At 42.4% G+C, this 23,493-nt stretch carries 14 protein-coding genes, 3 rRNA genes and 1 other annotated feature; of the genes, 1 reads left to right on the top strand and 16 read right to left on the bottom strand.

Annotation, left to right across the window (positions count from 1 at the left end):
• Positions 1–6: 6 nt before the first annotated feature.
• From serS to guaB, 5 genes are all read right to left on the bottom strand, one after another.
• Positions 7–1,281 carry a serine--tRNA ligase gene (gene serS, locus PQ478_RS00085; protein ID WP_289235508.1) on the bottom strand — a complete coding sequence of 425 codons (1,275 nt, stop codon included), beginning with the start codon at positions 1,279–1,281 and terminating at the stop codon, positions 7–9.
• An 80-nt stretch (positions 1,282–1,361) separates the two neighbouring features.
• Positions 1,362–1,580: a binding site (T-box leader), on the bottom strand.
• A gap of 2 nt (positions 1,581–1,582) precedes the next feature.
• Positions 1,583–2,179, bottom strand: a complete 597-nt coding sequence (pdxT, locus tag PQ478_RS00080) for a pyridoxal 5'-phosphate synthase glutaminase subunit PdxT (protein ID WP_289235507.1) — start codon at positions 2,177–2,179, stop codon at positions 1,583–1,585.
• Between the two features lie 36 nt (positions 2,180–2,215).
• Positions 2,216–3,100, bottom strand: a complete 885-nt coding sequence (gene pdxS / locus PQ478_RS00075) for a pyridoxal 5'-phosphate synthase lyase subunit PdxS (protein WP_075684329.1) — start codon at positions 3,098–3,100, stop codon at positions 2,216–2,218.
• Between the two features lie 165 nt (positions 3,101–3,265).
• Positions 3,266–4,561: a D-alanyl-D-alanine carboxypeptidase family protein gene (locus PQ478_RS00070; protein WP_435521074.1), complete on the bottom strand. Its 1,296-nt coding sequence runs from the start codon at positions 4,559–4,561 to the stop codon at positions 3,266–3,268.
• A 163-nt stretch (positions 4,562–4,724) separates the two neighbouring features.
• Positions 4,725–6,182: an IMP dehydrogenase gene (gene guaB, locus PQ478_RS00065; RefSeq protein WP_075684328.1), complete on the bottom strand. Its 1,458-nt coding sequence runs from the start codon at positions 6,180–6,182 to the stop codon at positions 4,725–4,727.
• Positions 6,183–6,332: 150 nt separating this feature from the next.
• Here guaB and PQ478_RS00060 point away from each other — a divergent pair, with 150 nt between their 5' ends.
• Positions 6,333–7,295, top strand: coding sequence for a YaaC family protein (locus tag PQ478_RS00060; RefSeq protein WP_289235505.1), 963 nt, complete (start codon positions 6,333–6,335; stop codon positions 7,293–7,295).
• A 363-nt stretch (positions 7,296–7,658) separates the two neighbouring features.
• Here PQ478_RS00060 and rrf read toward each other — a convergent pair.
• From rrf to dnaA, 11 genes are all read right to left on the bottom strand, one after another.
• Positions 7,659–7,774: ribosomal RNA gene (rrf, locus tag PQ478_RS00055) — 5S ribosomal RNA — on the bottom strand.
• A 61-nt stretch (positions 7,775–7,835) separates the two neighbouring features.
• A 23S ribosomal RNA gene (locus tag PQ478_RS00050) occupies positions 7,836–10,775 on the bottom strand.
• Between the two features lie 363 nt (positions 10,776–11,138).
• Positions 11,139–12,690 (bottom strand): 16S ribosomal RNA (locus tag PQ478_RS00045).
• Together the 16S, 23S and 5S rRNA genes form the textbook arrangement of a ribosomal RNA operon.
• A 282-nt stretch (positions 12,691–12,972) precedes the next feature.
• Positions 12,973–14,082, bottom strand: coding sequence for an HD-GYP domain-containing protein (locus tag PQ478_RS00040; protein WP_289235504.1), 1,110 nt, complete (start codon positions 14,080–14,082; stop codon positions 12,973–12,975).
• A 183-nt stretch (positions 14,083–14,265) separates the two neighbouring features.
• Positions 14,266–16,833 (bottom strand): DNA gyrase subunit A, encoded by a 2,568-nt coding sequence (gyrA, locus tag PQ478_RS00035; protein ID WP_289235503.1) that lies wholly within the window; start codon positions 16,831–16,833, stop codon positions 14,266–14,268.
• A 26-nt stretch (positions 16,834–16,859) separates the two neighbouring features.
• Positions 16,860–18,800 (bottom strand): DNA topoisomerase (ATP-hydrolyzing) subunit B, encoded by a 1,941-nt coding sequence (gene gyrB, locus PQ478_RS00030; RefSeq protein WP_289235502.1) that lies wholly within the window; start codon positions 18,798–18,800, stop codon positions 16,860–16,862.
• Between the two features lie 120 nt (positions 18,801–18,920).
• Complete coding sequence (remB, locus tag PQ478_RS00025) at positions 18,921–19,211, bottom strand: extracellular matrix regulator RemB (RefSeq protein ID WP_289235501.1); 291 nt, start codon at positions 19,209–19,211, stop codon at positions 18,921–18,923.
• A gap of 11 nt (positions 19,212–19,222) precedes the next feature.
• Positions 19,223–20,338 (bottom strand): DNA replication/repair protein RecF, encoded by a 1,116-nt coding sequence (gene recF / locus PQ478_RS00020; RefSeq protein ID WP_289235500.1) that lies wholly within the window; start codon positions 20,336–20,338, stop codon positions 19,223–19,225.
• Between the two features lie 11 nt (positions 20,339–20,349).
• Entirely contained in the window at positions 20,350–20,565 is a 216-nt protein-coding gene (yaaA, locus tag PQ478_RS00015) for a S4 domain-containing protein YaaA (protein WP_012957020.1), read from the bottom strand.
• Positions 20,566–20,818: 253 nt separating this feature from the next.
• A complete protein-coding gene (dnaN, locus tag PQ478_RS00010; RefSeq protein WP_012957019.1) occupies positions 20,819–21,961 on the bottom strand; it encodes a DNA polymerase III subunit beta in 1,143 nt (380 codons plus the stop codon).
• A 179-nt stretch (positions 21,962–22,140) separates the two neighbouring features.
• A complete protein-coding gene (dnaA, locus tag PQ478_RS00005; protein WP_075681595.1) occupies positions 22,141–23,493 on the bottom strand; it encodes a chromosomal replication initiator protein DnaA in 1,353 nt (450 codons plus the stop codon).

Genomic DNA, 23,493 nt, shown 5'->3' with positions numbered 1-23,493 from the left:
TTTATATTACCCGATTCTCTCAACATTGCCCATGTATGGACGCAGTACTTTAGGAATCTCAATTGATCCATCTTCTAACTGATAATTCTCTAGGATCGCAGCAACTGTACGGCCGACTGCAAGACCTGATCCATTCAACGTATGAACAAACTCTGCTTTCGCTTTTGGCTCACGGCGGAATTTAATGTTCGCACGGCGCGCTTGGAAATCTTCAAAGTTACTGCATGAAGAAATTTCGCGGTAAGAGTCATAGCTTGGAATCCATACTTCAATATCGTATTTCTTGGCTGCAGTAAAGCCTAAATCTGCAGTACACATGCTCATGACACGATAAGGAAGCTCTAGTAATTGCAGTACTTTCTCCGCGTGACCAGTTAAGTTTTCAAGCTCTTGATATGAATCCTCAGGCTTTACAAAACGAACAAGCTCTACTTTATTGAATTGATGCTGGCGAATTAAGCCTCGTGTATCACGGCCAGCTGACCCTGCTTCTGAGCGGAAACAAGCACTAAACGCTGTATAGGCAATCGGCAATTGATCAGCTTGCAAAATTTCATCACGGTGCATGTTTGTAACAGGGACTTCTGCTGTTGGAATTAAGAAGTAATCTTCCTCACGAATCTTGAAGGCATCTTCTTCAAACTTTGGCAGCTGCCCGGTGCCTGTCATGCTTGTGCGGTTGACCATGTAAGGAGGAAGAACTTCCTCATAGCCATGTTCATCTTGATGAAGATCCATCATAAAGTTCATTAATGCACGCTCTAGACGCGCTCCGAGCCCTTTATAAAACACAAAACGGCTTCCAGTTACTTTTGATGCGCGCTCAAAATCTAGAATACCTAGGTCTGTTGCTAGATCCCAATGCGGCTTAGGTTCAAATTCAAATGAACGCACCTCGCCCCATTTGCGTGCTTCTACATTATCATCTTCTGTTTCACCTACTGGCGTTGATTCATGCGGCACATTTGGAATCGTTAAAAGAAGATGATCAAGCTCTGCATCAAGACCGCGCAGTTCCTCATCTAATTGTTTAACCTTCTCAGAGACCTCTCTTGTTTCTTTAATGAGGTGGTCAGCTTCTTTTTTCTCACGTTTTAATTGAGCAACTTCTTGTGACACCTGATTACGTCTGCTTTTTAACTCTTCCACCTCTACAATAATGGCACGGCGCTTTTCATCAAGGTCTCCAAACTGATCTAATCCAGAGATGTCCTCACCACGTGTTGAAAGCTTCTCTTTTATATCAGCGAAATCATTTCTTAATCGTTTTACATCTAACATGTTTATTCCTCCTTAAATAAAATCTTCTATTTGACAAGCCTAGACAAATAAAAAAGCTCTCATCCACTCTTCAGCTAAGAAGAAGGGACGAGAGCACCCGCGATACCACCCTTGTTGCCTATATATAAAATATAGACCACTCTAAAGATAGATAACGGCTATCTTTACCGGAATGGCTTCAGCTTAGTGCTTCACCACTCACTCAAGGGTGGATTCAAAAAAGTGCTACACTGACTCACACCGGCCGTCAGCTCTCTGTAGAAGCAGCTTTATTTACTATTCCCTATCTACGCATTGTCTGTTATACAGATTTTACACCTTCTAGCTTAGCTTGTGCAACCATATCGACAAAATACTGATGAAAACGGTGATCGTCTGTTAATTCGGGATGGAAAGAGCAAGCAAGAAAACGTCCTTCTCTAGCTGCTACAATCTCATCATTAAACTTCGAAATTACTTCTACATCCTCACCGACCTCTTTTATCAGCGGCGCACGGATAAATACTGCACGAACATCCTCGCCCACATCAGTGACAATAAGATCAGCTTCAAAGCTCTCACGTTGACGTCCAAAAGCATTTCGCTCAACGGTCATATTCATTAAAGAAAGGTGACCCTCTGGCTGCCCTGCAATATCCTTTGCCATTAAAATGAGACCTGCACATGTTCCAAAGACAGGCTTTCCGGTCTCTGCAAATGCTTTTAAAGGTTCTAGAAAGTTGTATTTATCAATTAAGCGACGCATGGTCGTGCTTTCCCCGCCAGGAAGAACAAGGCCATCGAGCTCATCAAGCTGTTCAACTTTTTTAACTGCTATGACTTCGACCTCAGGACCTTGAAGACAAGCAGCATGTTCACGCACAGCACCCTGAAGGGCCAATACACCTATTTTTAACATCTCGTTGTATCCTTTCTATATGAAAAACTAAGCTTCTTACCAGCCGCGCTCCTGCATACGTTCAGATGGCTGAAGAGTTGAAATTTCAATCCCTTTCATTGCCGTACCAAGACCTTTTGAAAGTTCAGCAATTAGAGCATAATCCTCAAAGTGAGTCGTTGCTTCAACAATCGCACGTGCAAATTTTTCTGGATTATCTGACTTGAAGATACCAGAACCTACGAATACACCGTCAGCACCAAGCTGCATCATTAATGCTGCATCTGCTGGAGTTGCAATACCGCCTGCTGCAAAGTTAACTACAGGAAGCTTACCTGTTTCTTTGATTTCAAGAAGCAAGTCATAAGATGCACCAAGATTTTTTGCTTCAGTCATTAATTCATCTGTAGACATACCAGCAACTTTTTTCACTTGAGCTTGCATCATACGCATGTGGCGTACTGCCTCAACGATGTTTCCTGTTCCCGGCTCACCCTTTGTACGAATCATAGAAGCCCCTTCGCCAATACGACGAGCAGCTTCACCTAAGTCACGCGCTCCACATACGAAAGGTACGGTGAAATCACGCTTATACAAGTGATACACTTCATCAGCTGGTGTTAATACTTCACTCTCATCAATATAATCAACGCCCATAGACTCAAGAATACGAGCCTCTACAATGTGGCCAATACGTGCCTTTGCCATAACTGGGATTGATACAGCATTTAAAACTTCTTCAACAATAGTTGGATCAGCCATACGTGCTACGCCGCCTGCTGCACGAATGTCAGCTGGTACACGCTCAAGGGCCATAACAGCCACCGCACCTGCTTCCTCAGCAATTTTAGCTTGCTCAGCATTGATAACGTCCATGATGACGCCACCTTTTTGCATTTCTGCCATACCACGTTTTACGCGATCAGTACCTGTTTGACTCATATGTATTTCCTCCTAGACCGTTCTTGTTAGTTGGACTTGCTTATCTTTAATAGTATACCGCAAAACTAAGATGTTCGCATAATTTTCTGTTATTATTTTTTAAAAAGAACGAGCCTATTTTTCCCAATAGACTCGCTCATTCTTTAAATGGCAATCAGCTTCAGATTATGAGAACCATCCGCTTACAGTATTAACAGCTGCATTCCAGATCCCAGAGAAAAATCCACCAATGCCACGCATCATCATCGTGAACCATCCAGCCTTCTCAACTGCTGTATCAGTTACCATCGGAACGCCTTCCTGCTGGCCGGAATATAAAAATTCCTCGCCTTCTCCTTCAAATGAAAGAGAAAGAGTCCCTACTGCTTCTCCTGCTTCTAGAGGAGCAACTAATTCACCATCTTCATTTAACTTTTCTTGATCAAGGCCAAGCTCTACACTGTATTGATCGTTTTGTCCATTTCTTACAACGGCAGAAAGCGCTTCTGCACTTGAAATAGCGACTTCACGTTCTTTACCCGCAGCTACCGGCAAGCTCTCCTCACCTTCCACTACATGTCCTTCATCAAAAAGCTCAACCGTACTAAAGTTATTAAAACCAAAATCTAATAATTTTCTTGTCTCATTAAAGCGTGCATCACGTGATTCTGTACGCATGACAACCGAGATCAAACGCATTCCATCTCGCTCTGCTGTTCCAGTAAAGGTATTTCCAGCAGCAGATGTGAATCCGGTTTTAAGACCGTCAATCCCCTCATAATCGTGCTGAGGCCGGATAGTTGGAAGCATCCAGTTCCAGTTTTCCATCGGAATGACTTCTCCAGGGCCTGCTTGGAAATCCTTCATAGGAATACTTGCTGTTTCAAGCACTTCAGGATAATCACGTAATAGAGCATATGCTAGTTTAGCAGTTGCTCTAGCAGACATTTCATTTTCAGCTTCGGCACCCGTTCCCTCTGGATGATTTCCTTGTAAGTCACGGTTATTTAAACCAGATGAATTAACGAAATTAAAATCTTCTAATCCAAGCTCTTCCCCTTTTTCGTTCATCAGTTGAACAAATTGTGTTTCTGAGCCGGAGATTAATTCAGCTAAAGCAATCGTTGAAGCATTTGCAGAATAAATTGCTACAGATTCATATAGGTCACGAACTGTATACGTTTCATCTTGACGAAGAGGAACATTTGATAAAGCGGTTTGAAGAGAAAGCGTTCTAACCCAGTCACTAATCGGTACTTGCTGATCCCAGCTAATACGCCCCTCACTGATCGCCTCTAAAATTAAATATTCACTCATCATTTTAGTCATACTTGCCAATGGTAAAACAGCATCTATATTCTTTTGATATAAAATTTTACCAGACTCTGCCTCTACTAAAATAGCTGATTCTGCATCTAAATCAAGCGCTGCATCAGCTGTTGCTGGTTGTACTATAAGCGTAGCCATTAAAATAAATGACATGAACGCGGCAACCCATTTTTTCTTACCTAACAATTTCACAATCGCACCTCCACATTTTTCTCACATAAGCGTTATTTTATCACAACAATCCATAAAAAAATAGATAGGGAAGGCCCTATCTATCTTAGTCTTTATACCTTTTTTGTGAACTATTTTAAACGGATTATACTGAGTAGTTTGGAGCTTCTTTCGTAATTTGAACGTCATGAGGGTGGCTCTCACGTAAGCCTGCTCCAGTAATACGGATGAACTGCCCGTCATTACGTAAATCATCTAATGTAGCTGTTCCGCAGTACCCCATCCCAGCACGTATTCCGCCGATAAGCTGGTGGATCGTATCATTTAACGGCCCTTTATAAGGAATACGTCCTTCAATACCTTCTGGTACAAGCTTTTGTGCATTCTCTTGGAAATAGCGATCTTTACTTCCTTTTTCCATTGCACCAAGAGAACCCATGCCACGGTACACTTTAAATTGACGGCCTTGGTAAATTTCTCGCTCGCCAGGGCTCTCACTCACTCCAGCTAAAAGACTGCCTAACATAACAGCATGTCCACCGGCTGCCAATGCTTTTACGATGTCTCCAGAATACTTGATTCCGCCGTCCGCAATAATCGGTACACCATGCTTGCGGGCTTCTGTAGCACAGTCATAAACAGCAGTAATTTGCGGTACACCGATTCCTGCTACAACACGTGTTGTACAGATGGAACCAGGTCCAATTCCAACCTTTACTACATCTGCTCCCGCTTCAATTAGATCTCTTGTAGCTTCTGCTGTAGCCACGTTTCCTGCAATAATTGTTAAGTCAGGATATTGTTCACGAACTGCACTAACCTTGTCTAGTACCCCTCTAGAATGACCATGAGCTGTATCAATAACAATCGCATCTACACCAGCTTCTACTAAAGCAGCAATACGAGTATCAGCGTCTGCAGAAACACCGATTGCAGCACCTACAACCAATCTTCCTTGGGAGTCTTTGGCCGAGTTAGGGAATTCGATAACCTTCTCAATATCTTTAATTGTAATTAACCCTTTTAAGATTCCTTCATCATCAACAAGCGGAAGCTTTTCAATTTTGTACTTCTGTAAAATTGATTCAGCTTCCTGAAGTGTTGTCCCAACAGGAGCAGTGACTAAATCTTCTTTAGTCATAACTTCATCAATTTGAATTGAATAATCTTCGATAAAGCGCAAATCACGGTTTGTCAAAATTCCAACAAGCTTCTGATCCTCATCAACAATTGGTACGCCTGAGATTCTGTATTTTCCCATTAAATGCTCCGCGTCAAACACTTGACGATCAGGAGTTAAGAAGAATGGATTTGTGATAACTCCGCTTTCTGAACGTTTAACACGATCAACTTGTTCAGCTTGCTCTTCAATTGACATGTTTTTATGAATGATTCCAAGACCACCTTCACGTGCCATAGCAATCGCCATTGCCGCTTCGGTTACCGTATCCATACCTGCACTAATTAACGGGATATTTAATTGAAGATTCTCCGATAACTTCGTTTTCACCGACACATCACGAGGTAATATTTCTGACCTAGCAGGAACTAGTAATACATCATCAAACGTTAAACCCTCTTTTTGAAATTTATTCTCCCACATTAGTACATTCATCCTCCCCAAAAGGTTTATTCATAAAATATAGTTTCCATAAATCATGCTTGAAAATATTATTAGTAGCTTATCAACTGGGCAAACTACTGTCAAGAAGTCATATAAAGTGCGATTTTTCCCAATAAACAGAAAAAGGTGGTGATCATATTGACTCACTATTATAAACAGCTCGATCCATTCTATTCAGCTGCCTTCACAAGATCTTATTTAACAAAATCATATGAAGAGACCAATATTGAGCAGCCAAAAACAAAGAGCTTTAACACTTGCTATACATTCATTTATCACTTGAAACACGGACAGCTTTACACAGAACAAGCTGGTATGGCTCCTATGGAGTTAAAACCGATGCTCTTATTTTATGGACTTGTTCAATTCTTAAAAGCAGCTATACTCACAAAAGACCCCACATATCCTGCAAATTCGCAAGTCTTAGCTCATGGGGTAACAACGAGAAAACGTAAAAAATCAGGTTTTACGTTTTTAGATGATGAAGTGAAAATCCAACGAAATGGACTGTTCTCTCATTTACTAGAAAAAATGTTTCACATGAAACATTTGGATTATGAGAAAATAAAAATGACATCTTTATTGCAGCAATTACCAGAAATGCAAACCCTTTTTAAACAGTTTAACTACGCTAAATACTTAGAAAAAGGCATATACGAAACGTCAGTGATACGTTTCTCTTCCAATATTTTAGATACTTATCACATGACCGCAAATCGATTTACCCAGTTTATTCACTACCAGCAACAACCGTGGTATAAAAAAGGAGCCTCTATTGAAGAAGATAAAAGATATATTTCCATACCTTTTTCTAAGAAACCATCAACTCTTAATGGTTTTCCTTTTATATTCGATCAAGATAATATACCTCATCTTTTTAAAACGAAAGAAAGTCATTTACGTTTGCCAGAAGTATTAGTACATTATTTATTATTATACAACCTCAGCATGATCTGCCGGTATGAAACAGAGTGGTGGGGAGAGCTGCTGCATACATTTGATGGTAATGACCTCCCCTTCATCACCCAATATGTGAACTATGCTCAACATAGAGTGCCAGCTCTTATTGTAGGGTTACTTAAGCGTGATTGAGGCCAATGATAAGATCGCTTCGTAACTTGTTACCTGTAGCTTGTACGGTGTCTATACCTATTGCGCGGATTGAGGACGTTATTGCGTGAGTTAAGTGTGCAATTACGTCGGCATTCCTTGTAATTGCTCGGGTTCTGAGGCTCATTGCGTCAAAGGTTGTTTTTTGCACCGGTTTACGAGCTATTGGTCTCATTGTCATGTGGTATTGTATTGAGTTTGTTGTTTATTGGGTCAGTTGATTGAGACGGGGAGACTGCCTGACAACGTCCTAGCTAACCCTTCCTCTCCTACTTAAGCTCTTTTGCGCTCCTTATCCCTTTATGCATACTAAAAAACACAATCCTAATGGATTGTGTTTTATCTGCCTGGCAACGTCCTACTCTCACAGGGGGAAGCCCCCAACTACCATCGGCGCAAAAGAGCTTAACGACCGTGTTCGGCATGGGAACGGGTGTGACCTCTTTGCTATCGCCACCAAGCTATAGAATTGAGATGGTTCTCTCAAAACTAGATAATGTGTAAACATACGTCAAGAATAATTTGGATAAGTCCTCGACCGATTAGTATCTGTCAGCTCCACATGTCGCCATGCTTCCACACCAGACCTATCAACCTCATCATCTCTAAGGGGTCTTACTGGATTAACTCCATGGGAAATCTCATCTTGAGGGGGGCTTCATGCTTAGATGCTTTCAGCACTTATCCCGTCCACACGTAGCTACCCAGCGATGCTCCTGGCGGAACAACTGGTACACCAGCGGTGTGTCCATCCCGGTCCTCTCGTACTAAGGACAGCTCCTCTCAAATTTCCTACGCCCGCGACGGATAGGGACCGAACTGTCTCACGACGTTCTGAACCCAGCTCGCGTACCGCTTTAATGGGCGAACAGCCCAACCCTTGGGACCTACTTCAGCCCCAGGATGCGATGAGCCGACATCGAGGTGCCAAACCTCCCCGTCGATGTGGACTCTTGGGGGAGATAAGCCTGTTATCCCCAGGGTAGCTTTTATCCGTTGAGCGATGGCCCTTCCATGCGGAACCACCGGATCACTAAGCCCGACTTTCGTCCCTGCTCGACTTGTAGGTCTCGCAGTCAAGCTCCCTTTTGCCTTTGCACTCTACGAATGATTTCCAACCATTCTGAGGGAACCTTTGGGCGCCTCCGTTACTGTTTAGGAGGCGACCGCCCCAGTCAAACTGCCCACCTGACACTGTCCCTGAACCGGATCACGGCTCGAGGTTAGAATGTCAGCACAGTCAGGGTAGTATCCCACCGACGCCTCCATCGAAGCTGGCGCTCCGACTTCCAAGGCTCCTACCTATCCTGTACAAACTGTACCAACATCCAATATCAAGCTACAGTAAAGCTCCATGGGGTCTTTCCGTCCTGTCGCGGGTAACCTGCATCTTCACAGGTACTATAATTTCACCGGGTCTCTCGTTGAGACAGTATCCAAGTCGTTACACCATTCGTGCGGGTCGGAACTTACCCGACAAGGAATTTCGCTACCTTAGGACCGTTATAGTTACGGCCGCCGTTTACTGGGGCTTCAATTCAGAGCTTCTCCCGTAAGGGATAACCCCTCCTCTTAACCTTCCAGCACCGGGCAGGTGTCAGCCCCTATACTTCGCCTTGCGGCTTCGCAGAGACCTGTGTTTTTGCTAAACAGTCGCTTGGATCTTTTCACTGCGGCTCTCTCGGGCATACACCCTACCAGAGCACCCCTTCTCCCGAAGTTACGGGGTCATTTTGCCGAGTTCCTTAACGAGAGTTCTCCCGAGCGTCTTAGAATTCTCTTCTCGCCTACCTGTGTCGGTTTGCGGTACGGGCACCTCTCACCTCGCTAGAGGCTTTTCTTGGCAGTGGAGGATCAGGAACTTCGGTACTAAATTTCCCTCGCCATCACAACTCAGCCTTCACGAGAAGCGGATTTGCCTACTTCTCAGCCTAATTGCTTGGACGCACATATCCATCAGTGCGCTTACCCTACCTTACTGCGTCCCCCCATTACTCAAACGGTGAGGAGGTGGTACAGGAATTTCAACCTGTTGTCCATCGCCTACGCTTTTCAGCCTCGGCTTAGGTCCCGACTTACCCTGAGCGGACGAGCCTTCCTCAGGAAACCTTGGGCTTTCGACGGAGGGGATTCTCACCCCTCTTTTCGCTACTCATACCGGCATTCTCACTTCTAAGCGCTCCACCAGTCCTCACGATCTGACTTCGCTGCACTTAGAACGCTCCCCTACCACTGACACCTAAGGTGTCAATCCATAGCTTCGGTGATACGTTTAGCCCCGGTACATTTTCGGCGCAGAGTCACTCGACCAGTGAGCTATTACGCACTCTTTAAATGGTGGCTGCTTCTAAGCCAACATCCTGGTTGTCTGGGCAACTCCACATCCTTTTCCACTTAACGTATACTTTGGGACCTTAGCTGATGGTCTGGGCTGTTTCCCTCTTGACTACGGATCTTAGCACTCGCAGTCTGACTCCCGAGTAAAAGTTTTTGGCATTCGGAGTTTGACTGAATTCGGTAATCCTGTGGGGACCCCTAGTCCAATCAGTGCTCTACCTCCAAAACTCTCAACCTCGAGGCTAGCCCTAAAGCTATTTCGGGGAGAACCAGCTATTTCCGAGTTCGATTGGCATTTCACCCCTACCCACACCTCATCCCCGCATTTTTCAACATGCGTGGGTTCGGGCCTCCATTCAGTGTTACCTGAACTTCACCCTGGACATGGGTAGATCACACGGTTTCGGGTCTACGACGGCGTACTCATTCGCCCTATTCAGACTCGCTTTCGCTACGGCTCCGCCTTATCAGCTTAACCTTGCACGACATCGTAACTCGCCGGTTCATTCTACAAAAGGCACGCTGTCACCCATTAACGGGCTCCAACTAGTTGTAGGCACACGGTTTCAGGATCTGTTTCACTCCCCTTCCGGGGTGCTTTTCACCTTTCCCTCACGGTACTGGTTCACTATCGGTCACTAGGGAGTATTTAGCCTTGGGAGATGGTCCTCCCGGATTCCGACGGGGTTTCACGTGTCCCGCCGTACTCAGGATCCACTCAGGAGGAAATAGAATTTCGACTACAGGGCTGTTACCTTGTGTCGCGGACCTTTCCAGATCGCTTCGCCTATCCTATTTCTTTGTAACTCCGTATAGAGTGTCCTACAACCCCAAGAGGCAAGCCTCTTGGTTTGGGCTGATACCGTTTCGCTCGCCGCTACTCAGGTAATCGCATTTGCTTTCTCTTCCTCTGGGTACTTAGATGTTTCAGTTCCCCAGGTCTGCCTCCTCATACCCTATGTATTCAGGTATGGGTACTATTCCATTACGAATAGTGGGTTCCCCCATTCGGATATCCTCGGATCAAAGCTCACTTACAGCTCCCCGAGGCGTTTCGCCGTTCGTCGCGTCCTTCTTCGGCTCCTAGTGCCAAGGCATTCACCGTGCGCCCTTTCTAACTTAACCAAAATTTAAAAAAGGTTGTTGAATTCTTGACATGCTCGTTCAATCTTCTCTATTAAAAGATACCGATGAACAAATATGTTTACATGGACTTCAGATAAACTTCGAATCTCTTCGTCTACTTCACAATTCGTGTTCTCACGTACCGATGTACGATCCGAGCACTCATTTGATCGTATCCTCGATCTTCTCGTTTCTCTTTGTCCGTTTTCATTATCTAGTTTTCAAAGAACCAAGTACTAACCCTTACTCAACTTGGTGAGAATTAGTATCTAATTGAAGGATAGTTCCTTCAAAACTGAACAAAAGATCCAAAGCGTATATGATCGTAAGATCATACATCGACTAGAGTTAAATACTCCATAGAAAGGAGGTGATCCAGCCGCACCTTCCGATACGGCTACCTTGTTACGACTTCACCCCAATCATCTGTCCCACCTTAGGCGGCTGGCTCCAAAAGGTTACCTCACCGACTTCGGGTGTTACAAACTCTCGTGGTGTGACGGGCGGTGTGTACAAGGCCCGGGAACGTATTCACCGCGGCATGCTGATCCGCGATTACTAGCAATTCCGGCTTCATGTAGGCGAGTTGCAGCCTACAATCCGAACTGAGAATGGCTTTATGGGATTCGCTCAACCTCGCGGTTTTGCAGCCCTTTGTACCATCCATTGTAGCACGTGTGTAGCCCAGGTCATAAGGGGCATGATGATTTGACGTCATCCCCACCTTCCTCCGGTTTGTCACCGGCAGTCACCTTAGAGTGCCCAACTGAATGCTGGCAACTAAGATCAAGGGTTGCGCTCGTTGCGGGACTTAACCCAACATCTCACGACACGAGCTGACGACAACCATGCACCACCTGTCACTTTGTCCCCCGAAGGGGAAAGCTCTATCTCTAGAGTGGTCAAAGGATGTCAAGACCTGGTAAGGTTCTTCGCGTTGCTTCGAATTAAACCACATGCTCCACTGCTTGTGCGGGCCCCCGTCAATTCCTTTGAGTTTCAACCTTGCGGTCGTACTCCCCAGGCGGAGTGCTTAATGTGTTAACTTCGGCACTAAGGGCATCGAAACCCCTAACACCTAGCACTCATCGTTTACGGCGTGGACTACCAGGGTATCTAATCCTGTTTGCTCCCCACGCTTTCGCGCCTCAGCGTCAGTTACAGACCAGAGAGTCGCCTTCGCCACTGGTGTTCCTCCACATATCTACGCATTTCACCGCTACACGTGGAATTCCACTCTCCTCTTCTGTACTCAAGTCTCCCAGTTTCCAATGACCCTCCACGGTTGAGCCGTGGGCTTTCACATCAGACTTAAGAGACCGCCTGCGCGCGCTTTACGCCCAATAATTCCGGACAACGCTTGCCACCTACGTATTACCGCGGCTGCTGGCACGTAGTTAGCCGTGGCTTTCTGGTTAGGTACCGTCAAGGTGCCGCCTTATTCAAACGGCACTTGTTCTTCCCTAACAACAGAGCTTTACGATCCGAAAACCTTCATCACTCACGCGGCGTTGCTCCGTCAGACTTTCGTCCATTGCGGAAGATTCCCTACTGCTGCCTCCCGTAGGAGTCTGGGCCGTGTCTCAGTCCCAGTGTGGCCGATCACCCTCTCAGGTCGGCTACGCATCGTCGCCTTGGTAAGCCGTTACCTTACCAACTAGCTAATGCGCCGCGGGCCCATCTGTAAGTGATAGCCAGAGGCCATCTTTTACCGCTCCACCATGAGGTGGAACGGGTTATCCGGTATTAGCCCCGGTTTCCCGGAGTTATCCCAGTCTTACAGGCAGGTTGCCCACGTGTTACTCACCCGTCCGCCGCTAACATCAGGGAGCAAGCTCCCATCAGTCCGCTCGACTTGCATGTATTAGGCACGCCGCCAGCGTTCGTCCTGAGCCAGGATCAAACTCTCCATAAAAGTGTTTGATTAAGCTCAAAAATAATTCATTGACGAGATATCATGTATCTCTATTTCGCTTGGCTTTTGTTCAGTTTTCAAAGAACTTTTTCGTCCGCCGCTCGTTGGCGACTTAACTAATATACCATCACATCAACGTTTCGTCAACATCTTTTTTAAAAGTTGTTTTCGTTTGTTGTTGTGGTGTGTCTCAGCGACAAGTAATAATATAACACAGAATCTAAAATAAACGCAACCCTTTTTAAAAATAAAATAAAAAAAGACGAGAATACTCTCATCTTCTTAAATCATTTCTTCTATATCATAGAATTGCTCACTTTTTAATTGGAACACTTCATCAGTTCCCAGTCTTCTCACCATAGGATTGTTTACATGTTGACTCGGAAAAAAGACGATCTCTGCTCTCTCACCATTCTGCAGACGAACCTTCATTCCGATAGAGAGCTGCTCATAACTATTCTTTAATGTTTGTACTATTCTATGATCATACTTACCAAATTGTTCAGTACACAGATGTTCAATCACTTTATACGGTGATTGCTTCCTACTATAGATACGATCAGATGTCATAGCGTGAAATACATCTGCGACTGCCACTACTTGACTTAAAGGATGTAGTTTAGCTTCATTGCTTCCTAATGGATAACCGCTCTTATCAATTCGCTCATGGTGTTGAAGAACCGACCATAATACAGGCTTAGATATTCCTTTTATTTGGCTTAACATGTTATAGCTGTATATAGGATGCTTTTGCACTTCTTTTAATTCTAATGAAGACAAAGGGCCTTTTTTAGATAAGATTCGATTTGGAATTCTCATCATTCCTATATCAGCTAACGCCCCGCTGATCCCTGCTTGCATCCAGTCTGTCTTTGGGTAGTGAAGTTTTTTTGCTAGAAAGGCAGCTAAACACGCAACAGCTACGGCATGATGATACATATACCCATCTTTTTGACTTAGTTGATGCATGTTTAAGAAATTCTTCGGGTGATCTATCATATATTCAATAAAAGGAATAAAACATTTTTTCACTGCCACAATCTCTACCCTTTTACCTGACTGCCATTCAGAATAAAGCCTTGTATAGTGTTTAACCGTGTCATGGTAATAATTAATGAATTCTATATCTCTTTTTGATTCAACATTTAATTGATCTTTTATTTGATCATTCGATTCTTCTGGTGAATCTTTGACTGCTTCAATTGGATAAAACTTTTCACCATTCGCTAAGGTTGATTCAACTTCAACCGAAGAGATTAGAAATGTTTGAAGCACGGATATATGTTGAGAAGATAAAATGGTTTTATTAGGAATAATCGGTATATCTGTTTGTCCCATTACAGCTTCAGATAAAATACACCCTTCCTCTAGCTGCGTCGGTAACACTTTCATACACTCTCCCTCCTTCTAATTAATAAGGACTAGTTCTTTTATCCTTATATTATACGACATTTAACAAATTAAGGTACTTATATATCAATAAACGTCAAATAAAATTAAAAAGACCTATCTCACATCTATATTTCAACATAAAAAAACACCCGAGAGTGATGTACTCCCGGATGTTTTTGGTTGTTATTCTTCCTTATCAAGATCTTCTTCCGCTTCAGGCATAGAAGGTTCTTCTTGCTCTTCTATTGAGGCAGTTTCTTCTGAAGTAACCTCTTCTGAAGCTCCTTCGTCGTTCCCTTCGACTTCATCAATCTCTTCTATTTCTTCATCTTCAATATCAACACGAGCTACAGTTGCTACTTCTTCTTTTTCATTCACTCGAATTAAAGTAACTCCTTGTGTATTACGTCCAGTCGTTGAAATTCCTTCAACATGCATACGGATGATAATACCGCTCGCCGTAATAATCATAATATCATGTTCATCAGACACCACTTTTAAGGATACGAGTGAACCATTCTTCTCGGTGATATTACATGTCTTAATCCCTTTACCACCACGATTTTGAACACGATATTCCTCAATAGGCGTTCGTTTTCCGTAGCCGTTTTCGGTTACAATAAGTACTTGATGGTTTTCTTCTAAAATATCCATTCCTACAACATGATCGTCGTCTGACAGGGAAATCCCTTTGACCCCGCCTGCTGTTCGGCCCATTAGACGGACGTCTGTTTCATGGAATCTGATAGCCATCCCGTGTTTTGTACCAATGATAACTTCTTGTCCACCATCTGTTAAACGCACGCCGTGAAGTTCATCATCACCACGCAAGGTAATCGCAAACAAGCCGCCTCGACGGATATTAGCAAATGAAGACAACTGTGTACGTTTGGCAATTCCGTGCTTTGTTAAGAAGAATAGATAAGAATTATCATCAAATTCTTCAATAGGAATGACTGTACTAATCGTCTCATCTTGTTCAATTTGCAAGAGGTTTATGATTGGAATTCCTTTTGCTGTTCGACCTAGCTCTGGAATTTCATAACCTTTCAGACGGTATACCTTCCCTTTATTCGTAAAGAAGAGAATCGTATGGTGGGAATTAGTTGTGAAAAGATGCTGCATAAAGTCATCATCATTCGTTCCCATCCCCTGAATTCCTTTCCCCCCACGTCTTTGGCTGCGGTAAGTAGAGATAGGCATCCGTTTAATATAGCCATGATGAGTAAGTGTAATGACAACATTTTGTCTTGGAATTAAATCCTCATCCTCAAGATGATCTTCATTCATAGAAATCACTGTACGACGCTCATCATTAAACTTCTCTTTTAGTTCGATTAGTTCTTCACGAATAATCTCCAACACTTTTTCACCATCTGCAAGGATTGCTTTCAATTCAGCAATTTTTGCAATTAATTCTTTATACTCGTTTTCAATCTTATCGCGCTCTAGTCCTGTTAAACGCTGAAGACGCATATCAAGAATTGCTTGAGCCTGCTCATAGCTTAGTGAAAATTGCTCCATTAAACCATTTCGAGCAATTTCAGTAGTTTGTGAGCTGCGGATTAAGCTGATGACTTCATCAAGATGATCAAGAGCAATACGCAGCCCTTCAAGGATATGCGCACGAGCTTCCGCTTTTCTTAACTCAAACGCCGTACGACGACGGATGACTTGTACTTGATGTCCCAAATAATGCTCTAAACATTCTTTGAGAGTTAAGACTTTCGGCTGTCCTTCTACTAAAGCAAGCAGGTTGATACCGAAGCTTGTTTGAAGCGCCGTTTGTTTGTATAAATTATTTAGTAAGACATTCGCATTCGCATCACGTCTTAATTCAATAACAATACGCATTCCGTTACGGTCAGACTCATCACGTAAATCAGTAATGCCGTCTATTTTCTTGTCGCGAACAAGCTCAGCAATTTTTTCAATCAGCTTGGCTTTGTTCACTTGATAAGGGAGTTCAGATACAAGGATTCTTGGTTTCCCTTTATACTCTTCAATTTCAGTCTGAGCTCTTAAGGTAATCGACCCTCTACCAGTCTGATACGCTTTTCTGATCCCAGAGCGTCCTAAAATTTCTGCTCCTGTCGGGAAGTCAGGACCCGGAATATATTCCATTAGTTCTGGAATACTGATATCAGGGTTCTTTGATAATGCAAGAACTGCATCAATTACTTCTCCTAATTGATGAGGCGGGATATTAGTCGCCATACCAACAGCAATCCCCGAAGCCCCGTTTACTAATAAGTTAGGGAATCTAGCAGGCATTACAATTGGTTCACGCTCAGAACCATCATAGTTATCCTGATAGTCAATGGTATCTTTGTTTATATCTCTAAGGAGCTCCATAGAGATTTTGGACATTTTCGCTTCCGTATAACGCATGGCAGCAGCGGCATCTCCATCGATTGATCCAAAGTTACCGTGCCCATCAACAAGCATGTAACGATAACTAAAATCTTGAGCCATACGTACCATCGTTTCATACACGGCAGAGTCACCATGAGGATGATACTTACCAATAACTTCCCCTACGATACGGGCTGATTTTTTGTAGGCTTTATCAGACGTCATACCAAGCTCATTCATCGCATATAAAATTCTACGGTGAACAGGCTTTAGCCCGTCGCGCGCATCCGGAAGGGCACGACTGACAATGACACTCATCGCATAGTCCATAAACGATGATTTCATTTCCTGGCTAATATTTATTTCTTTTACTCTTGATTGGTCTTGTTCAGCCATTTAATAACAAACCTCCATCTATCCGCCTAAATATCAAGATTTTTCACGTATTGTGCATTTTCATGAATGAAATCACGTCTCGGTTCCACACGGTCACCCATTAAGATCTCAAAGATTTCATCAGCCTTCATTGCATCTTCTAAAGTCACTTGCAGGACCGTACGATATTCAGGGTCCATCGTTGTCTCCCAAAGCTGAGTCGGATTCATTTCCCCTAGACCCTTATAACGTTGAATACCTACTTTATTACGTTCTGTATATTGAGACATAATTTGATCTAACTCTTTATCATTATAGGCATATTGAAGATCGCGGCCTTGAGTCACTTTGTATAAAGGAGGCTGTGCGATATAAATATATCCTTTTTCAATTAAAGGTCTCATGTAGCGATAAAAGAACGTTAAAATCAATGTTCGAATATGCGCTCCATCGACATCGGCATCTGTCATAATGATAATTTTATGGTAACGAGCTTTTTCAATATCAAAATCATCGCCAATACCAGTGCCTAATGCCGTAATAATCGCTCGGATCTCATTATTTGCAAGGATCTTATCAAGTCTAGCTTTCTCCACATTAATAATCTTTCCTCTTAGCGGAAGGATTGCTTGGAAATGACGATCACGGCCCTGCTTAGCTGAACCGCCGGCAGAGTCACCCTCTACAATATAAATCTCACTAATTGTTGCATCCTTTGAAGAACAGTCTGCTAACTTACCTGGCAGAGAACTTACTTCTAGCGCACTTTTACGTCTCGTTAGTTCACGTGCTTTCTTAGCCGCTTCACGAGCACGAGAAGCCATTAAACCTTTCTCAACAATTTTCTTCCCGACTTGAGGATGCTCGATCATAAAGCGGGAGAATGCTTCTGAGAACAAGGAATCTGTAACCGTACGCGCTTCACTGTTCCCAAGCTTTGTTTTTGTCTGCCCTTCAAATTGAGGATCGGGAATTTTAACAGAGATGATAGCAGTTAACCCTTCACGTACATCTTCTCCTGTTAAGTTTGGATCATTTTCTTTAAAGAGATTATGTTTTCTAGCATAATCATTAATGACACGCGTTAATCCTGTTTTAAAACCAGACTCATGTGTCCCGCCTTCGTGCGTACTAATGTTATTTGCAAAGGAATAAATATTGCTCACATAGCCGTCATTGTATTGAACGGCCACTTCTACATTTAAGCCGTCTTTTTCAGCTTCAATATGAATTGGCTCATCATGAAGAACTTCTTTTGAACGGTTTAAGTGCTCGACAAAAGAAGCAATACCGCCTTCATAAAAATAAGTAGACGATTTATTTTCTTCTCGCTTGTCAGTGATGGTAATCGTTAAGCCTTTGTTTAAAAATGCAAGTTCACGTAAACGAGTAGCTAAAATATCATACTCATATTCAGTCGTTTCCGTAAAAATTTCCGAATCTGGTTTAAAGCGAATAATTGTTCCACGCTTTTCTGTTTCACCAATTACAGCAAGATCTGCAGCAGGAACTCCTCGGTGAAATTCTTGGTAATACACTTGATTTTCTCTGTGTACTTCAACCTCAAGCTTTGTAGATAACGCATTTACAACAGAAGCCCCTACACCGTGAAGACCGCCTGACACTTTATAACCGCCGCCGCCGAATTTACCGCCGGCATGCAGTACCGTCATGATTACTTCTACTGCCGGGCGCCCCATTTTTTCATGAATCCCAACTGGAATACCACGTCCATTATCCTCTACTGAAATACTATTATCTTCTTCAATGGTTACTTGAATGGTGTCACAATGCCCTGCCATTGCCTCGTCAATACTATTATCAACGATCTCCCATACTAAGTGGTGAAGGCCCCGTCCGCTAGTCGAACCTATGTACATCCCAGGACGTTTTCTAACTGCTTCTAAACCTTCAAGGACTTGTATTTGACTCTCATCGTACGATTGCTGTTCAGAATGTTGTTCATTCGTCACTTTTTTCACCTTCATTCTCAAAGTTCTTCCATCTATTTAAAAAAGACCTAACTTTTTTATACGTCTTCTTCTTCACTCAGTCTTATTCAATCATCTTCGGCATTTAATCTTCTTCTGTATTTAATTCTTCTGTATTTAATTCTTCTGTACTTGATCTTCTTCTGTACTTAATTGAAGCTCAAGTTCTGAGACAGCCTGGGCTCTTTTATTTAAAGTCAGAGACGAAACAGGAGATAAATATACAACATCATCCGTTATAACAATAGATTTTGTGAAATCTTGCGAGATAACTGTACACTTTTTCCGCTCTTTTTCTGACTTTAAGTAATCCTTCGTTATAACCGACATATCACCTACATCCCGATCTAGGATGGCAATGATCTCTTTTGAACGAATAATGACATCTCCGCCTAAATGAATAAACATAACCCACCGCCTTATGCGTCGTTTGAAATGGTTCCTTGCTCGACTTTAAATATCGAAGCTCCATCAAGCGCTTCGTGATGGACGCCAGTTATAGATGTTGTCGTCACAAATGTCTGTACACGCTGGCCTATTGTATGCAGTAAATGAGTCTGTCTGTAATCGTCTAACTCTGAGAGGACATCATCAAGAAGAAGAATGGGATACTCTCCTACTTCCGCATGAATTAATTCAATCTCAGCGAGTTTCACGCTTAGAGCTGTTGTTCTTTGCTGCCCTTGCGAACCGTAGGTCTGAACATCATGCTCATTTACTAGAAAACCAAGATCATCTCTGTGGGGACCAAATAATGTTACGCCGCGAGCAATTTCTCTTTGCTTCTTATTTTCATATGTTTCTATGAATACTTCTTTCATTTTCGGCATATCCATCTCTTCTGATACATCACAAGAGGGTTTATATATAATTTTAAGCGTCTCTTTAGCCCGGCTGATATCGCGATGGATTTCTTCAGCCCACTTTTGCAGCTGACCTAAAAAGACAAAGCGCCGCTTCGTAATCTGCACAGCTAACTCAATTAATTGATCCGTAAGAATATCAAGCATATCCTTAGAGCCTTTGCCAATCTGTAAATCCTTTAACAAAAAATTTCGCTGCTGCAAGACTTTTTGGTAGAGTCCTAAGTGATGAAGATAAACCGGACTGATCTGCCCAAGTTCCATATCAATAAACCGTCTGCGCAGCTGTGGACTGCCTTTCACTAAGTTTAAATCCTCAGGTGCAAACATGACGACATTAACGGCCCCTACGTATTCACTTAACTTCCGCTGTTCAAGCCCATTTAATTTAACTTTTTTCCCTTTAGTTGAAATCACTAAGTCAAGCTCAATTAGTCCAGATTGTCTCTGTACTTGACCTTGCACTTTAGCAAACTCATCATTCCAGCGGATTAACTCTTTGTCTTTTGAGGTCCGGTGTGACTTAGCAAGTGCCAATACATAGATTGCCTCTATCGCATTCGTTTTCCCTTGCGCGTTCTCACCGATAAACACATTCATTCTTTCATCAAATTCAAGTTCAACCCGTTCGTAATTTCTGAATTGGCGAATAAGGAGTGACTTAATAAACATCAGCCTGCTCCTTATTCATGTACGATTTCTATTGACGTCTCATCAGCTAGTTTCACACGATCTCCACTGAAGAGTTTTTTTCCGCGGCGATTTTCGAGTTCTCCGTTAACATATACTTCATACTCACTTAAATACCATTTCGCCATTCCACCCGTATCGATCGCACCAACTTCTTTTAACACTTGTCCCAGGGTGATATATTCTGTTGAAATCGAAAGCTTCTCCATTAAGAATCCTCACTCTTTCTAAAATGATTTAAACCAAATCGTCTACTCTCACGTCTATTTGTTTTGTACATATAGTTTTATGCATAGAAACAGACGATCTTTATCCATCAAAGTTAAGACAGCAAATCAATGGTGAGATGCTGCCTTCTTTGTTTTCCGTCATTTAGTTAGTCTTTACTCTATTGTACTAGAGACAAGCCAGATAGCCAAGTCCTACTTAAATAAACACTTATAGAACACTTGCCCTTATGGACTAGTACGTACGGACAGGTGAGAATAAATGCAGGTAGTGATCATGGTCTGTAGGTCTAATGACAAATGGGCTCATAGCTCCTGTGAACACAATATTAATTTCTTCACTGTCAATGACCTTAAGAGCATCAATGATATTTTTACCGTTGAAGGATATACGCATATCCTCTCCTTGCATCTGCTCACTTTGAATATTCTCTGTTACTTTCCCTACTTCTGGCTGAATAGAGGTAATCTCTATTAAGCCTTCGTCCAAGGTCTTTAAGTTAATTACATTATTCTTTCCTTCTCGTGATAAAAGCAACGCACGTTCTAACGTTTGCAGAAAAGGCTTTGTTTTTAGCGTAAACGAAGTTTTTGATTGAGCTGGAATCATATTTTTCGTTACAGGGTATTTCCCTTCAAGTAAACGGGAGAAGAATAAGAGATTTTTAAACTTAAACAAAATTTGATTTTCTGTAACGACGACATCGATCAATTCATTTGAATCATCAATAATTTTGCTAAGTTCATTAAGTGATTTTCCAGGTATTACTACATTTGAAAAAGTCAGCTCTTCATCATTCCGCTCAATCGTTGCTTTGCGCATCGCTAGACGGTGGCTGTCTGTAGCAGTACAGATTAATTCCCCTTCTTCCGTTTCCAAGTTTACACCTGTCAACACCGGGCGTGTTTCCTGAGTGGACACGGCAAACACTGTTTGGCGGATCATATTTTTTAACATGTCTTGAGGCAATCGGAATAATAGATCTTCCTCAAGCTGAGGCAAACGTGGATATTCTTCAGGGTCAAGTCCGTTTAAATTAAATACAGAGGAACCTGAGCGAATCGTTGTTGCAAACTGATCTTGCACGATCAATTCAATTGTCTCACCTGGAAGCTTCTTTACGATTTCTGCAAAGAAACGCGCTTGAAGAACAATGCTGCCTTCTTGTTCTATTGTAACAATTTCATTTTCTGCATCCTCTTTAGGGATAAACGTTTCAATTGAAACATCAGAGTCACTTCCAGTAAGTGTAACTCCTTCGTGATCAGCGACAATTTTAATTCCAGTTAAAATCGGAATTGTGGTACGTGAAGAAACGGCTTTAGCTACATTTTGAACATCATGAACAAAACGATCTCGTTGAATAGTAAATTGCATGATTAAATGCTCCTTTAATAATTAATTTATATTTAAAAAAGATCGTAATAATAGTAATAGGGGGTGTGGATTTGTGGATAACCCTGCAAGAAAGCTGAAATAGACAGCCTATCAACATGTGGATAGTGTGTTGATAGGCCTGCACGGTTTATTAACAATGTACACAGAACTTAAATATATTAAGAACGAAGCTGTTCCATAATTTCTTGAACTTTTTGCTGAAGCTCTTGATCTGTTGTGAGCATTTTAGAAATTTTTTCATGAGCATGAATGACAGTTGTGTGATCGCGTCCTCCAAACTCACTCCCGATCTTAGGAAGAGAAGCATCAGTCATCTCCCGAGACAAGTACATAGCAATTTGTCTTGGATAAGCTACGGATTTCGTTCTCTTTTTAGCCTTAAAATCTTCTAATTTAACGTGATAAAACTCTCCAACAAGTTTTTGGATATCCGTAATGGTTAACACTTTTGGCTTAGAGTTAGGAATGATATCTTTTAGTGCCTCAGCTGCAAGATCTGCATTCATATCCTGGTTAATAAGAGATGAATAAGCAACTACTCGAATAAGTGCGCCTTCTAATTCTCTAATATTCGTATCAATTTGATTCGCAATATAGAGCATAACTTCATTAGGAATATCAAGGTTTTCAGCTTTTGCTTTTTTCCTTAAGATTGCAATTCGCGTCTCTAAATCCGGCGGTGTAATATCAGTAATCAATCCCCACTCAAATCTTGAACGCAGTCTGTCCTCAAGCGTTGGAATCTCTTTAGGCGGACGGTCACTTGAAATGACGATTTGCTTAGATTCTTCATGCAAGGCATTAAATGTATGGAAAAATTCTTCTTGAGTTTGTTCTTTTCCAGCTAAAAACTGAATATCATCTATTAGCAGCACGTCTACATTGCGGTATTTATTGCGAAAATTGACGGCTCTATTATCTCGAATAGAATTAATAAATTCATTTGTGAATTTCTCAGATGATAAATAAACAACTTTCGCATTTGGATTATGATCCATTACATAATGGCCAATCGCATGCATTAAGTGCGTTTTTCCTAACCCAACCCCCCCGTAAATAAATAGAGGATTGTATGCTTTTGCTGGCGCTTCAGCTACTGCAAGTGATGCAGCGTGCGCGAAGCGGTTGCCTGAACCAATAACAAACGTATCAAATGTATATTTGTCATTTAACATTGTTTTTGTACCGTTATTGGTAGATCCGTTGTCTGAAACCGGCTTTTTCTTTTTTGGCGGTTCAATTAAAAAATCATCCTCAAGTTCATTTTGAGGGATGACAAATCTTGGTGTAAGCCGCGCTCCAGTTAGATGCTCTATAGTATCGGAGGTTAGTCCGGCGTAGTGCTCCTCTAGCCAATCACGTGCAAATTCATTTGGTGCTGTAATGGTGATGACATCATTTTGAATATCATTTGCTTTTGTAGACTTCAGCCATGTTTCATAACTAGGCTTGCTTACTTTCTTCTCCATCTCAGCTAAAGCCCGTTCCCATAAATCGTGTATGTTCTCCAA

The sequence above is a fragment of the Alkalihalophilus pseudofirmus genome, from assembly GCF_029094545.1.
GTDB classification, from domain to species: domain Bacteria; phylum Bacillota; class Bacilli; order Bacillales; family Bacillaceae_D; genus Alkalihalophilus; species Alkalihalophilus pseudofirmus.
The sequence above is the reverse complement of the archived record's forward strand: the minus strand, read 5'-3'. Positions and strand labels throughout refer to the sequence as shown.